General features: G+C 41.6%; 14 protein-coding genes. 13 read left to right on the top strand and 1 reads right to left on the bottom strand.

Going from position 1 to position 14,753, the window contains the following annotated elements:
- The first annotated feature begins 99 nt into the window (after positions 1-99).
- From K5R16_RS06735 to K5R16_RS06770, 8 genes are all read left to right on the top strand, one after another.
- Positions 100-2,484: a DNA polymerase II gene (locus tag K5R16_RS06735; RefSeq protein WP_220736763.1), complete on the top strand. Its 2,385-nt coding sequence runs from the start codon at positions 100-102 to the stop codon at positions 2,482-2,484.
- 232 nt (positions 2,485-2,716) lie between these two features.
- The gene (locus K5R16_RS06740; protein ID WP_220736764.1) at positions 2,717-3,940 is read left to right on the top strand and encodes a porin; all 1,224 of its coding nucleotides are present in this window, start codon (positions 2,717-2,719) and stop codon (positions 3,938-3,940) included.
- Between the two features lie 1,286 nt (positions 3,941-5,226).
- Positions 5,227-6,009, top strand: a complete 783-nt coding sequence (locus K5R16_RS06745) for a DUF3450 domain-containing protein (RefSeq protein ID WP_044555953.1) — start codon at positions 5,227-5,229, stop codon at positions 6,007-6,009.
- Positions 6,009-7,364 (top strand): MotA/TolQ/ExbB proton channel family protein, encoded by a 1,356-nt coding sequence (locus K5R16_RS06750; protein ID WP_220736765.1) that lies wholly within the window; start codon positions 6,009-6,011, stop codon positions 7,362-7,364. Before K5R16_RS06745 ends, K5R16_RS06750 begins: the two co-directional genes overlap by 1 nt.
- A complete protein-coding gene (locus K5R16_RS06755) occupies positions 7,364-7,888 on the top strand; it encodes a MotA/TolQ/ExbB proton channel family protein (protein WP_044555952.1) in 525 nt (174 codons plus the stop codon). The genes K5R16_RS06750 and K5R16_RS06755 overlap by 1 nt, the downstream gene beginning before the upstream one ends.
- Before the next feature lie 13 nt (positions 7,889-7,901).
- A complete protein-coding gene (locus K5R16_RS06760) occupies positions 7,902-8,306 on the top strand; it encodes a biopolymer transporter ExbD (RefSeq protein ID WP_020913264.1) in 405 nt (134 codons plus the stop codon).
- Position 8,307: 1 nt separating this feature from the next.
- A complete protein-coding gene (locus tag K5R16_RS06765; RefSeq protein WP_220736766.1) occupies positions 8,308-8,928 on the top strand; it encodes an energy transducer TonB in 621 nt (206 codons plus the stop codon).
- A 2-nt stretch (positions 8,929-8,930) separates the two neighbouring features.
- Positions 8,931-10,178, top strand: coding sequence for a lipopolysaccharide assembly protein LapB (locus K5R16_RS06770; protein ID WP_220736767.1), 1,248 nt, complete (start codon positions 8,931-8,933; stop codon positions 10,176-10,178).
- A gap of 381 nt (positions 10,179-10,559) precedes the next feature.
- Here K5R16_RS06770 and K5R16_RS06775 read toward each other — a convergent pair whose 3' ends face one another.
- Positions 10,560-11,066 (bottom strand): diguanylate cyclase domain-containing protein, encoded by a 507-nt coding sequence (locus K5R16_RS06775; RefSeq protein WP_220736768.1) that lies wholly within the window; start codon positions 11,064-11,066, stop codon positions 10,560-10,562.
- Positions 11,067-11,141: 75 nt separating this feature from the next.
- On the opposite strand from K5R16_RS06775, the gene K5R16_RS06780 reads away from it, so the two are divergent.
- The 5 genes from K5R16_RS06780 to K5R16_RS06800 all read left to right on the top strand — a co-directional run bounded on the left by K5R16_RS06780 (position 11,142) and on the right by K5R16_RS06800 (position 14,670).
- Positions 11,142-12,965 (top strand): DUF885 family protein, encoded by a 1,824-nt coding sequence (locus tag K5R16_RS06780; RefSeq protein WP_220736769.1) that lies wholly within the window; start codon positions 11,142-11,144, stop codon positions 12,963-12,965.
- A gap of 148 nt (positions 12,966-13,113) precedes the next feature.
- Positions 13,114-13,392 carry a peptidylprolyl isomerase gene (locus K5R16_RS06785; RefSeq protein WP_220736770.1) on the top strand — a complete coding sequence of 93 codons (279 nt, stop codon included), beginning with the start codon at positions 13,114-13,116 and terminating at the stop codon, positions 13,390-13,392.
- A 27-nt stretch (positions 13,393-13,419) separates the two neighbouring features.
- Positions 13,420-13,953, top strand: coding sequence for a GNAT family N-acetyltransferase (locus K5R16_RS06790; RefSeq protein WP_220736771.1), 534 nt, complete (start codon positions 13,420-13,422; stop codon positions 13,951-13,953).
- Between the two features lie 78 nt (positions 13,954-14,031).
- Complete coding sequence (locus K5R16_RS06795) at positions 14,032-14,265, top strand: RNA-binding S4 domain-containing protein (RefSeq protein WP_220736772.1); 234 nt, start codon at positions 14,032-14,034, stop codon at positions 14,263-14,265.
- Between the two features lie 18 nt (positions 14,266-14,283).
- A complete protein-coding gene (locus K5R16_RS06800; RefSeq protein WP_220736773.1) occupies positions 14,284-14,670 on the top strand; it encodes a ribonuclease E inhibitor RraB in 387 nt (128 codons plus the stop codon).
- The last annotated feature ends 83 nt before the right edge of the window (positions 14,671-14,753 follow it).

Raw genomic sequence — 14,753 nt, forward strand, 5'->3', positions numbered from 1 at the left:
ATGCACTGGTCCAGTAAATAATGCTGTACATAATAACAGTGATTACATAGCCTAAGAAGAGTTAAGTGATTATTCGTGAATTTAATTGAGTCTATAGCCATGAATCCTACTGTTAGTGCGTCACAGATATTGAAAGGTCGTGTGCTAACTCGTCACGTCACTCAGCAAAAAACGGGGTTAAGTTTAGAATATGTAGTTGCAACTGCATCGGGTCCAGTCATCGTTGAAATACCGGAGCAAGAGCATGTTTGTTTTATTCGTACAACAGATGAAGGGCTAGTCAACCAACACCGAGAGCTTACCAATATCCGCAGCAAGCGCTTGCCGCTAAGAAACTTCCAACTCGAACAAGTTAGCGCGCTTTACAGTAGTGATATAAGGCAACAACGTAATTTAATTCGAGTCGCGAAAGATCAAGCTATTGAGCTGTATGAAAGTGATATTAAGGCTGAACATCGATTTCTCATTGAGCGCTTTATCGCCTTAGATGTAGAATTTATTGGGCATTATGTGGAAGCTGAACACGATATTGACCGGCGCTTTATCGCTAAAAAAGCTCGGCCAGCTGAGTTAGTCCAGCCTCTAAAAGCCATCTCGCTTGATTTTGAATGTAGTTTTTCTGGTGAACTCTATTCCGTTGGCTTATATGGCCAGACGGAAAATGGTGTGGTTTTTGAAAAAGTGATTATGGTAGGAGAGCCTCAAGAGGTTGAGGTTAATTACATCCAATGGGTTTCCAATGAAGTGGCATTGATCAATGAGCTTATCGCTTGGTTTAACGAATACGATCCAGACATCATTATCGGTTGGTCAGTAGTGACATTTGACTTAGCACTGCTATATCGCCGTGCTAAGCATCATGGCATAGCACTGGCCATTGGACGCAATAAGCAAAACTTATCCTGGAAAGTCGAAGATAAATATCGACCAGAGACGCTCTCACTGTATGGCCGAGTAGTGCTTGATGGTATTGATTGGTTAAAAGCCGCTTTTTACCAGTTTGATCGCTATTCATTGGAGTTTGTTTCTCGAGCCTTGCTGGATGAAGGGAAGGCTATCGACAATGTTGGTAATAGAATGGATGAGATTAATGAACTCTTTGCAAATGATAAGCCTGCCTTAGCGCATTACAACCTAACAGACAGCCGATTGGTATGGGACATATTCGAGAAAACGCAGTTGTTTGATTTTGCGATTGAAAGAGCCAAGCTGACTGGCCTAGAGCTTGGGCGAGTTGGAGCTTCTGTTGCTGCATTCATGAACCTCTACTTACCGCATTTGCATCGCGGTGGATATGTTGCGCCAAGCTCGCCTGCAAGTGATGGTATTGAAAGCCCAGGCGGTTATGTGATGGACTCTGTGCCAGGACTGTATAAGCATATCTTAGTGTTAGATTTTAAGAGCCTTTATCCGTCAATTATTCGGACATTCCTTATCGATCCTAAAGGACTAGTTGAATCTGCAGAGCAAGCTGAAACAGAAACAGTACCAGGTTATTTAGGGGCAAGTTTTAGTCGTAAAACCCCCATATTACCGCAGTTGATTGAGCACCTTTCTGAGCAAAGAGAGCTGGCCAAAACCAACCAGAATGCGCCATTATCTCAAGCGATTAAAATAATCATGAATTCGTTATATGGGGTACTTGGTTCCCGTGGCTGTGTATTTCATGACGCCAAGCTTGCAAGCTCCATCACTATGCGTAGCCATGAAATAATGAAACAAACGCGAAGCTGGATAGAAAAAGCGGGTTTTGAGGTGATCTATGGCGATACCGATTCAACTTTTGTGTGGCTGGGAAATGACTTTGACGACAATAAAGTGCAAGCGACGGGTAAGCACTTAGCATCACAAGTTAATCAGCTGTGGCGGCAAAAACTAACCGAAGACTTTAAACTAGAGAGTTTTCTTGAGTTGGAGTTTGAAACCCATTTTGAACAGTTTTTTATGCCAACACTCCGCGGCTCTGCTGAAGGTTCTAAAAAACGCTACGTCGGCACAAAACTAACCAATAAAGGTGAGAAGGAGTTAATTTTTAAAGGGATGGAGCAAGTGAGGAGTGATTGGTCCCCCTTAGCTCGGCGTGTGCAATATGAGCTGTATGAGCGATTGTTCAATCATCAAGATGTAGAGGGCTACATTAAATCCACGATTGAAGAGTTAAATCGAGGGGCATATAGCGAGGAGCTGATCTTCGTAAAAAACCTAAGACGCAATCTTGAAGACTATACCGCCAAGTCATCCCCACATCTAAAAGCGGCTAGATTACTGTTTGACGCTACCAACGATGAGAGTGTGACTAAAAGAGGCGCTCGAATCGAATATGTAATGACAGTATCTGGTGCAGAACCTGTGTCACATCAAACATCACCGATTGATTTTGATTATTACATTAATCGTCAATTAGGGCCGGTTGCCGAACCAATACTTTCAATAATGAATAAAAGTTTCAGTCAAGTGACATCAAATCAGATGACGTTAATTTAGATTGATAGCTATTAATGGCCTGCTGATTAAATGTTAACAAATGGTTTAATCCTTTGTGGGTTGTGGTTTCACTAGTTAATTTAGTGCAAAACATGGCTGTTTTTGTGATGTTCGTCTTTGAGTGATTGCTAATCTTTTGCTAACCTCGTTTGCAATTAGGATAGAAAGAAAACAACGGAATGGACTAAATATTGATGAAGCAGACTGAACATAATTAAAGGTTAGGCATTACATGAAAAAGACTTTAGTAGCATCGGCTTTGGCCGCAGTGATCTTTGCACCAACAGCATCAGCAATCGAAATTTATAAAGACAGTAAAAACGCAGTTGAAATCGGCGGCTTCATTGATGCTCGAATCATTAACACTCAGGGTGATACTCAAGTCGTAAACGGCGCTTCACGCATTAACTTCGGTTTTACACGTGAAATGAGCGACGGTTGGAAGGCCTACACTAAACTAGAGTGGGGCGTTAACCCATTCGGTAACAGCTCTATCGCATACAGCAGTGAAAGTAACTTTGAATCTCAAAGCAGTGACTTTCTTAATAACCGTTTAGGTTATGTTGGTTTGAGCCACGATACTTATGGTTCTATCACCATTGGTAAGCAGTGGGGAGCTTGGTACGATGTTGTTTACAACACTAACTACGGTTTTGTTTGGGATGGTAATGCCTCGGGTACTTACACATACAACAAAGCAGACGGTGCAGTAAATGGTACAGGTCGTGGCGACAAGACAGTTCAATACCGTAATGCATTCGGTGATTTTAGCTTCGCGCTACAAGCACAGTTAAAGCAAGACAGCTTTAATGTAGATGAAGAGCAAGATGGTTCTTCTCCTATTTTGCCAACGGCTAACTTTATGGCTGTTAAAGCGATTGGCACAAATACTACTGATGCTGTTACAACAGTTGAATACAACTACACCTACGGTGGTGCGGCAACTTATAACGTTACTGACAAGCTAACACTTACCGCTGGTTTTAACTTAGGCGAGTTTGAAGCTACAACATCAGCAGGCCAACGTTTCACTGAAACAGATTCTATTTATGGTGCAGGTATCACTTGGGGTAACTGGGACGGTGAAGGCTTCTACGGCGCTGCAAACGTTAACAAGCAAGAGTTTCATGATACAGACAACCTAGGTCGCATGCTTCCAGAAGCTTGGGGTGTAGAATCACTGTTCTCATACAAGTTTGATAACGGTATCCGTACCTTCGTTTCTTACAACATTTTAGATGCGGGTGACGAGTATGAAGCTGCATATAATGGTGATGTGTTTAAACGTCAGTTCGCAGTAGCAGGTGTTCACTATGTTTGGGATTCAAACACTGTACTTTACTTAGAAGGTCGTAAAGATTTTAGTGACTTTACTAGTGCAGATAAAGCGCAGCAAGCAGCTATGGAAATCTCAGAAGACGACGGTATCGCAATTGGTATTCGTTACACGCTGTAACGCTTGAAAAACGTTTAAATGTTAAGAGCCAGTAGCTTATGTTGCTGGCTTTTTTGTTTGTGTATCTGATAGGGAAACTCTCTCATTTAGGGAGGAGACATCCCCCAAGAACTAAAACACTATCAATAAAACCTCATCAACACCGCTCTTAGATGAGTACTGAGCGAATTTAGTGCTCAATCAAATCCTATCTAATCTAGATAAGGAATACTGACATCGTCTAAGTAAAAAGCAGCTAGCTTAATTTGCTGTAAACCTCCAATGGAAAAATATCTCTCTTTGAATATCATTCTTAATAGCGATATCTAATGCTTGAAGGTTATCTATTCGGGGCAAGCTAGATGAGTTTACAAGCAGTCAAAAGGCAAAGTGAGGTTAAACAGATATAGATTGATTTACATGGCGCAGTAAAGCCTTGCTACGCTCAGAAATAAAAGTTTAGAGTTAATCATTTATAATGCAGTTATATGGTTGAAAATTATTCGGTAAGAACAGTGTGATAAGGCGAACCTAAAGGAAGTAACTAAGTACTTCAATAGGGCTAAATGCTCGTATATAAGGTAGGTTTACGTTATCAGCATGAGGTTGACACTATCACTTGGGCGGTTACCAATCATCATTCCAACAAAGTGATATTTAGCGATTATACAGTCCTGAACTAGAAGATTGAGAACGCTTAGTTGAGGCTTTATTTTTTGCTTTGCGTGGTAAGACCACATTGTAGTTAGGCAATAAATCTTATTGTTCAGGTCGTTTTCAAGGCCTATTGCCTTTTACTAAACACCTTTAGCCCCTATTCAAACGAGACAATAAATTACCCCGAAGTAGTGAATGTTATTTTTAAGCTAGTTTAATACAAGTTAGTGTTTTATCTATCACTCCCTATATAAATTCATGTTGCGATATTGTTAACTTGCATGTTTTTTGACCTCTATATCTATTTCTTTATATAACAACCTATTATGAAGACATTTCATTATATTGTTACCGTAAAACTAGAATGCCGATTACATAAGATTTCAAAAAAAGTCCCTTTTGACTATTTTACATCCTTTAAGGTTCTTTTTAGACAGTTTTAGCCAATTCCAAATGTTGACACAGGTCAACATTTTGTGAAATGATGCCAGCGGGTCTACACCCTCGAAGGTGTAGAAAAGGGAAGATAATAATTAACAATCACAATAGAAAGACGAGCTTAGGCACTGGGAACTAAAGCAAAATAAGCGTACGCACCCTGTTGTCGATAAGTTAAAGCTTTTTTAATCACTTCAAATTGGTTGGGAACTATGTCCAAGGTAAGCAATAAAACAAAAATCGCTACAGCGCTAATAGGCGCACTAGCCCTAGCAGGCAGTAACTTAGTGATTGCCGATCCTCTTTCTGATGTTCAGAAAGCAGACAGTAAAATTCACGCTGAAGCGGCAACGTCTCAGAAGAAAGTTGATAAGTATTTTGACCAAGCTCAGGACATGTTGTTCGAGTATGGTTCAGTTGCTGATGAGCGTGAATCACTAAAATCTTATAACGATTACGTAGCAGGCTTGGTTGCAGACCAAGAAGCTACCATGAAATCTATTCAAGATGACATCAACGGTGTTGATGCATTACGTCAAGGCGTTGTGCCATTGATGTTTAAGATGGTTGACGCATTAGAGCAGTTTGTCGCTCTTGATCTACCATTTAACACTGAAACACGTGTAGAGCGTGTTCAAAACCTTAAAAACCTTCTTAATAGTGCTGAAGTCACACTTGCTGAAAAGTATCGTCTAATTCTAGACGCATACTCAATTGAGCGTGAGTACGGCAGTTTCGTAGCTGTTAAAACAGGTCAGTTAGAACTTGACGGTAAAGAAGTGCTTGTTGATTTCTTTAACCTAGGCCGTGTTGCTCTATACGCACAAAGCTTAGACGGTAAGGCTGCTTGGATGTATAACGATGAAACAAAAGGTTGGGACGCATTAGATGATAGCTATCTACGTGAACTGACTAAAGGTATTCGAATTGCACGTAAACAGGGTGCTCCGGATCTATTCTCGTTACCAATTCCTGCTGCGGAGGCTGCACAATAATGAAGAAGTTAATTACTACAGCAATCGTTGCTGCGAGCCTGACATTAACTGCAGGTTTTGCTAGCGCTGCTGATGCACCAAAAACAATCGATCAACTACTTAATCAAGTTAAAGTTGACCGTGCGAATGCATCTAAGACTAACGCAAAGCGTGAGCAAGAGTTCAAAAACGAGCGTGGCGATAAAGCTGCACTATTAAAGCGTGAGAAAAATGCTTTAGCTGCAGAGCGTCAACGCGGTAAAGACTTAAACCAAGCTTTCTTGGACAATGAGCGTAAAATTGGCCAGTTAGAAGAAGACTTGAAAACAGCTCAAGGTGACTTGGGTGAAATGTTTGGTGTTGTTAAAGGTGATGCTGGTGATTTCGCTGGTAAGTTAGGCGGCTCAAACATCTCTGCACAGTATCCTGGTCGTGACGTATTTATTGCTGACCTTGGTGCTCGTAAGCAACTACCAAAAATTGACGAGCTTGAGCGTTTCTGGGAAGAGCAGTTGTTTGAAATGGCTGAATCTGGAAAAGTTGTTAAGTTTGACGGTTCAGTAACGGGTATTGACGGTAGCGTGACTAACACAACAATTACTCGTGTTGGTCCTTTCAACCTACTTGCTGATGGTAAGTATGTTGTTTACAACGCTGACCTAGGCCTAGTTCAGCAGCTATCACAGCAACCAGACGGTTACCAAGTAAGCCCAGTCGCTAAGTTTGAAGCAACGACTTCAGGCACTGCTAAGCTTTATATTGACCCTGTTAAAGGTGTTCTACTGAATATCTTTACGCAGAAAGCAACAATTGAAGAGCGTATTGAAGCGGGTGGAACAATTGGTTACATCATTATCGGTCTACTTGTTCTTGGTGCTCTAATCTCTATCGAGCGTTTAGTTACTCTTGGTGTTGTTGGCGCTAAAGTGAATGCACAACGTAAGAATGTTGAAAACCCTGGTAACAACGCATTAGGTCGTGTACTTAAAGCTTACCAAGACAACAAAGATGTTGATGTTGAAACGCTAGAGCTGAAACTTGACGAAGCAATTCTAAAAGAAACGCCTGCGCTTGAAACTCGTATCTCTATCATTAAGGTTCTAGCGGCTATCGCACCTATGATGGGTCTACTTGGTACTGTAACCGGTATGATTGCAACCTTCCAAAGCATTCAGCTGTTTGGTACGGGTGATCCTAAGCTAATGGCTGGTGGTATCTCTATGGCACTTATGACTACTGTACAAGGTCTAGTTGCTGCTCTACCACTTATGCTGATGCATGCCGTTGTTATTGCGCGTAGCAAGTCAATCGTACAAGTTCTAGAAGAGCAAAGTGCGGGTATTGTTGCTTCACACGCTGAGAAGAGGAAAGCCTAATGTTATTCCTGATGGATATCTGGGATTCCGTCAGGGGCTTCATGGCCTCCGGGGGCGACGTCCTCTGGCTGGTTGCGGCTGTATTGTTTGTCATGTGGGTATTGATGCTTGAACGCTACTGGTATCTAAATTGGATATCTCCAAAAGAGCACAAAGCAATCATTAGCGCATGGGAAGCACGAGAGGATTCAACCTCTTGGTACGCTCACCGCATCCGTGAAGCTTGGGTATCCCAAGCGAAGCAAGATTTAACCGCACGTATGCTGTTAATCAAAACGCTAGTAGCAATCTGTCCTATGATAGGTCTACTAGGTACCGTAACCGGTATGATTTCAGTATTCGATGTGATGGCAGTTCATGGGACGAGTAATGCTCGTATGATGGCAGCTGGTATTTCAATGGCAACCATGCCGACAATGGCGGGAATGGTTGCAGCATTATCGGGAGTATTCTTTAGTACTCGCCTTGATGCAAAAATGAAAATCAGTTTAGCAAAGCTAAAAGACAGCATGCCTCACCACTAGAGAGAGATTGAACATGGCACGTAGAAAGCATTCAAGCGTAGACGAAGAAGCAGAGATTGATATGACACCGATGCTCGACATCGTGTTTATCATGCTTATCTTCTTTATTGTAACAACCTCGTTTGTAAAGCCATCAGGCCTTGATTATAACAAGCCTGAAGCGTCACAAGCGACTAAGAAGCCTTCTGCTAACATCTTTATTGGTGTGAGCAAGACTGGTGTCATCATGATGGAAAACCGTCAAGTTGATATCGAGCGTGTAACTGCGAACGTAGAGCGTATGCTTGCAGAAGCACCTGAGGCTGCAGTATTAATTCAAGCAGACCAAGAAGCTAAGCATGGTTTAGTGGTTAAGGTTCTTGATAACGTTAAAGCTGCGGGTATCGATAAGATATCTGTATCGGCGGGGAACGAATAATATGCTGAGAGGAATAGTATCATTCATTATTGGTGGTGCTGTGACTTTTGCTTTGTTTGTCTTCATGGCGTTTTTGGTAGGTGGCGGTCCAACCCGCCACGATGCCTCGACAGAATCTCCTGTCATTGAAATCACCATGAACAAAGATGATGCATCAGCGCAGAAAAAGCCAAGGGTTAAGCCTAAACCGCCTACACCCCCAGAGCAGCCGCCAAAACCGGATACGACGCCACCAGATAGTTCATCTGACATAGATACAAATATGTCATTTAACATGGGTGGAGTCGATGCCGGCGGAGCTAACACTGGATTTAAACTGGGTAACATGATGACTCGAGACGGCGATGCTACGCCTATCGTACGAATCGAACCTCAGTATCCAATAGCAGCAGCCCGTGATGGTAAAGAAGGCTGGGTACAGCTAAGCTTTACTATTAACGAACTTGGTGGTGTTGAAGACGTAAAAGTCATTAAAGCTCAACCAAAGCGTGTCTTTGATAAAGAAGCTCGTAGAGCACTTAAAAAGTGGAAATACAAGCCTAGAATTATTGATGGTAAAGCGCAAAGGGTACCTGGTCAGACTGTTCAACTTGATTTCACTTTAGATAAAGGAGGAAGATAGTTATGCGTAAAGTAAATACTATCGCAGCCGCCTTATTGCTTACTCTAGGCGGAAGCCTTGCTATCGTCCCTGCTGTATCTGCAGCAGAGAAATGTCCGATAGATAAGCGTAAATCTAAAGCTGTAGGTCAAAGTGTAGCTAAAAAAGTTCAGAAATCTTTTGATGCCTATACCGAAGGCAATCTTGACGAAGCACTTGCTATATTGCTGGAAGCAAACGCTAAAAGTGATTTTGATAAAGCATATGTCGCGAGAATGTTAGGTAACTTTTACGCTGAAAAAGGTCAGATGAAAACCGCTGTTAAGTATTTAAAAACAGCAGTTGATGCCGATATTTTAGGCGGCGTTGACCATGCGGGAACTCAAAGACTTTATGCTGATCTCTTAATTCAAGAGAAGAAGTTTAAAGAGTCTATCCCAGCTTATTACAGCTGGATGGAGTTTACCTGTAAGGAAGATGCACAGGTCTATCGTCGTATAGGTATTGCTTACTCCGAACAAAAGCAGTGGGATAATGTTCTTAAAGTTGCCGATAAGGGTTTAGCTATTTCTGACAAGCCAGATAAAGGTTTGTATCAGATGAAGTTGACTGCTTATTTCAACAAAAAGGACTACAAAGCAGCGGTTAAAGTACTTGAAACAATGGTGCCATTGTTCCAAGAAGATAAGCGCCTTTGGGTTCAGCTCGCTCAGTTCTATCTTATGACTGAAGACTTCACCAAGTCGCTAGCGACTTATGACTTAGCTTACAAGAATGGATTTTTGGAAACTGCGGGTAACATTCAACGTTTAACGCAGTTGTTAGCACAGAATGGTTCGCCATACCGCGCTGCTCAAATCTATGCTAAGCATATGAAGTCAGGTTTAGTTAAAGAAGATGAGAAAACGCTAACTATCTTGGCTGGTTTTTACCATAATTCAAAGGAGCTGAAAGAGGCTGCTGCGACTTACGGTAAAGCTGCTGCTATAGACAATGATGGTAAGCTTTACCTTCGCCAAGGACGTATTTTGTCTCTGGACGGAAAAAGTAAACCGGCAATTACAGCACTTAAGAAAGCACTTGATGCTGGCGTTAAGAGCCCAGGTGAAGTTCAGTTTGAACTTGCACTTGCTTACCTTAATCTGAAGCAATATAAGAGCGCATACAAGTATGCCAAGCTTGCGGCAAACGACAAGAAAACAGGTCGTGCAGCTAAAAGTTATATCTCTTACATTAAAGAAAAAGCACGTGTTCATAACGTAGCGCTTTAACTTTAACGAGTGAAAAAAAGCCTCTTTATAGAGGCTTTTTTTATTTCTGTAGTAAATGAAACTGAAGATAACATCGTTTATCCCACTCAGTATAGGAAGTTGATCTACTCAGAGTGTTTTTTGCGGACTAATTCAAGGCAGATTAATCCAAAGTGAACAATGACATAATGGTTATTCCCTTATGAGTTTATGCAACGCAGAAGTAGGAAGCCAAAAGCACTCCTACAGGCCAGCTTTAGCGGTAATGATGCTGCTTTAATGAACTTGAACGTAGATAGAACTATGTCCTTCATTCATAGCCTTGCCTCTGAGCCGCTAAACTCTCGCTGAGCGATCAAACCTTTATACTGATTGGTATTTATGTACTTATAAATATTGGGCTCAAAGTTTAATGAGTTGACCTGCTCTAGAGTGATTATCACGCATGCTGAGACTTTGCTGTTCGACTGTTTCAAATAGTGTTTCTGGGTATTTATTGGCTGAAGGCAGACAGATGCAGCCATTGAGTTCATAGGATATTTCCGTATGCGCTTGGCTTTGGTAGGTTTTATTGAAATCCGCTATTTTATGTTCTACACGCTCGATAACAACCTTGGCACCATTAATATCTGTTTCGAAAATAGCTAGCGCAAATGATTGATTATTTATCCTAGCGAGCAGATCTGTGGTGCGCATTAACGCCTGTTGAACCTGCTTCATGAATAATTCTAACAATTGAGGTTGGGAAATAGTTTCATGAATGTGCGGGCATAGATACAATAAGGCCAGACTTTGGTGGTCGCGTATATGGCGATGCCATTCACGATTGAATACTTCCATGAAATAGGTTTGGTTATATACGCCAGTTTCAGGATCTCTAAAACCAGAATTACTAAAAGAGTAAATCATGAGTCACTCCTATACGACTGATGGTTAAGTATAGAAAAGATCGCTCACTTACATTGAATAAAAGGAAGATTTGGAATGAAAAAGGCGATAGTCGCATTGTCCATAAGCATGGCACTTGCTATGACAGGTTGTGGTGATAAATCAAACAGCCAATTAAATGAAGTAGATACAGTTAAGACTCCAGTCGCTAGCCAAGAGCAGACGGTTGAGCAAGCGTACCTATTATTAGTCGATAATTTTTTCCAAGATCAACTTGAACTAGAGCCTATTTATGCCACTTTTGTTGGCGTTAATGATTTCAACGACCAATTCGGTGATGGTTTGTCTGATGCATACCTCACGAAGCGTCATAACTTAAATAAGCGCTACTTAGCAGAAGTTAAAAAGTTAGATCGCAGTCAGTTACCTGCAGATCTTAGACTCAGTTATGACATGTTTACTTATGATCGTAATGTCGCCTTAGCTGATGAGACATTCCCGAATCACTTTATGCCGATGAACCAGTTTTATAGCACTGTGATTAGCATGGTTCAGTTAGGCAGCGGCGAAAGCGCTCAACCATTTAAAACGGAGGAAGATTATCGGAATTGGGAAAAACGTCTACTTGGTTTTATCGAGTGGATGAAGCAAGCACAAGTACGTATGAATGAAGGGATTGAGAGCAAAGTTGTGTTACCGCGAGTGCTAGTCGATCGCATTATCCCACAGCTGACTGCTCAGTTAGTTGCTAAGCCAGAAGATAGTTTGTTTTATACACCTATCAGCATGATGCCAGATTCCTTCTCTGCTGAAGATAAAGCAGCGCTAACGGCCGAATATACAGCGCTTGTTGCTGGCAAGCTGATCCCAGAAATGACGGCATTGAGAGATTATTTCCAGAATACGTATCTCAAATCTGCACGCGCAAGTGATGGATGGTGGGGCTTACCAAATGGTAAAGTTTGGTATCAACATTTAGCCAATACTCATACTACAACCACAATGCCTGTCGATGAGATCCATAAAATAGGCCTTGAAGAGGTTGCCAGAATACTATCAGAGATGGATAAAGTTCGTCAGCAGGTTGGTTTTAAAGGTGATTTGACCGCTTTCTTCGCATCCCTTTCTTCTGAGCCACAGTATTTCTTTGACGATCGTCAGGGCCTAGTCGATGGCTATATGGCGTTAAAAGACAAGATCAATGTTGAGTTACCTAAATACTTTAACGTTATGCCAAAAGCAGATTATGTTGTTAAACCGGTAGAAAGTTTCAGAGAGAAATCAGCTGCTGGGGCATCTTATGAATCACCAGCTGTTGATGGTTCGCGTCCTGGCGTTTTCTACATCAATACCTATAACCTAAAAGCGCAGCCAAAGTGGGGCATGACGACTTTGTCATTACACGAGGCTGCACCTGGACATCATTTCCAAATTGCGATTAAGCAAGAGCTAACCGGTGTTCCCGAATTTCAGCGTTTTGGTAACTACACCGCCTTTGAAGAGGGCTGGGCCTTGTATGCTGAATACTTAGGCATTGAAATGGGACTTTTTGAAGATCCATACCAGTACTTTGGTAAGTTATCTGATGAGATGCTTCGTGCTATGCGACTTGTTGTTGATACCGGATTACACGCCAAAGGCTGGACTCGTGAACAAGCGATCCAGTACATGATGGATAACTCTCCTATGGCTGAGTCAGACATCATTGCTGAAGTTGAGCGTTACATGGCTATTCCCGGTCAAGCATTATCTTATAAGGTCGGCCAGTTAAAGATCCTCGCCCTTCGTGCACAAGCAGAAGAAGCTTTAGGTGATAGATTTGATCTGAAAGCATTTCATGATCAAATACTCACCTCAGGTTCATTGCCAATGGAAGTGATGGAACTGAAAGTGAACGAATGGATTGCGTCACAGAAGTAATTTACTTTCGCGGCTTGAGCTGCAGGTAATATAAATACTTTTTAAACCCAGCTTTTATCAATATACTAGCTGGGTTTTTATTTTCTAAAATTCGTCAACAATACATAAGTATCGACTGACAGGTTTATATAACATTAGGAGTTAACCCATGGTACAAGCAACTGCAAGACACTTACTCGTAGAAACAGAAGAAAAATGTGAAGAGCTAAAGCAACAGATTATAGCTGGCGCTGATTTTGGTGATGTAGCGAAAGCTAATTCTTCTTGCCCATCTTCAGCTCAAGGTGGCGATCTAGGTTCATTTGGCCCTGGTATGATGGTTAAAGAATTCGACGAAGTTGTGTTTAGCGCGCCTTTGAACGAAGTTCAAGGCCCTGTTAAGACTCAGTTTGGTTACCATTTATTAGAAGTAACAAGCAGAGGCTAATCGCATTTGTTTTAAGTAGGACAATATATGCTCGAACTATATACCGATAGACTTAGATTAAGGAGTGTTGTCAGCAGTGATTGGGACAACTTTCTCTATACTCACTCAAGTGAAGAGTTGAATAAGTTTGTACGCAAACCTCAATCTGAAGCGGTTATACGACAAAAGTTCGAGCGTATTATTAAACCGAATAATTTGGAAGAAGACGATACATTATTACTGCTGATAGAAGATGTTCATCAACACTTATTTGTAGGCTTTATTAGCTTACATAATATCAGCGAGGCGCTAGGGCAACTAGAGGTCGGTTATATGTTGCATACTGAGGCCCATGGCCAAGGTTATGCAAGTGAAGCACTCAACGCATTGGTTGATTGGGTATGCCTAGCGCATGCGCCACATAAACTGATAGCTCATTGTGCAAACGATAATATTGCTTCAACTAAGGTACTTGATAAGTGTGGCTTTATCCAAGAAGGCCTACTAAGGCAAAACTGGAAAGTCGGTGATACATGGCTAGATGAACGCCTATATGGGTTGCTCGTCGCAGAAAGAGTGTAATCACAGCAAAAGCTTTCAGGTCGATTGCCAATAGAGTGTTATAATACCGTCAATTTAGTTATTTTAAGGCGAATTACAGTGAGTTCAGATACTCCAACGCTGACATTAAAGTCAGGCGAAGAATACATAGAATTATACAAAGTACTTAAGGTACAGGGAATGATAGGCGGTGGCGGAGAAGCCAAGCATGTTATTTCTGAAGGTATGGTGACTGTTGACGGTGAAGTTGAAACCCGTAAACGTAAAAAAGTGATTGCCGGTGAAGTGGTTAGCTTTAACGGTGAATCTGTGCAGATTATTGCCGAAGCTTAACAATTAAACGAGGTTTATATGCAGTTTCCAGATGATGACAACGGCAAAATGCTTGCAGCGATGGCCGATGCTGGTATCGATCTATCCGTAGCACTCGATGTTGATTTTTTCTTGGTGTTTGAAGATCAACGCGATGCCGAATCTGCGATTGAAGAGTTAGGTAAGTCAGACTTAGAAGGCGAGATAGAGCTTCTATTAAATGATGACTCTGGTAAGTGGGAATTGATCGTATGTCTGAATATGATCCCTGAGTACGATACAATAGTAGAGCAAGAGCTTAGCCTGCATGAGTTTGCACAAGAGTTTGGTGGTGTCACCGATGGCTGGGGCGTTATGCAGCATCAAGAGGGCGACGATGAGTTCGCTGAAGATGACCACGAATGCAGCGATGACTGCAAACACTAAATTGCGCATAAATTAAGCGTAAGATGTTAGTTTTAAAAAAGGCCACTTAAATAAGTGGCTTTTTTGTGTCCAGACGTTGAGAA

Source organism: Shewanella sp. c952, assembly GCF_019654975.1.
Lineage (GTDB): Bacteria > Pseudomonadota > Gammaproteobacteria > Enterobacterales > Shewanellaceae > Shewanella.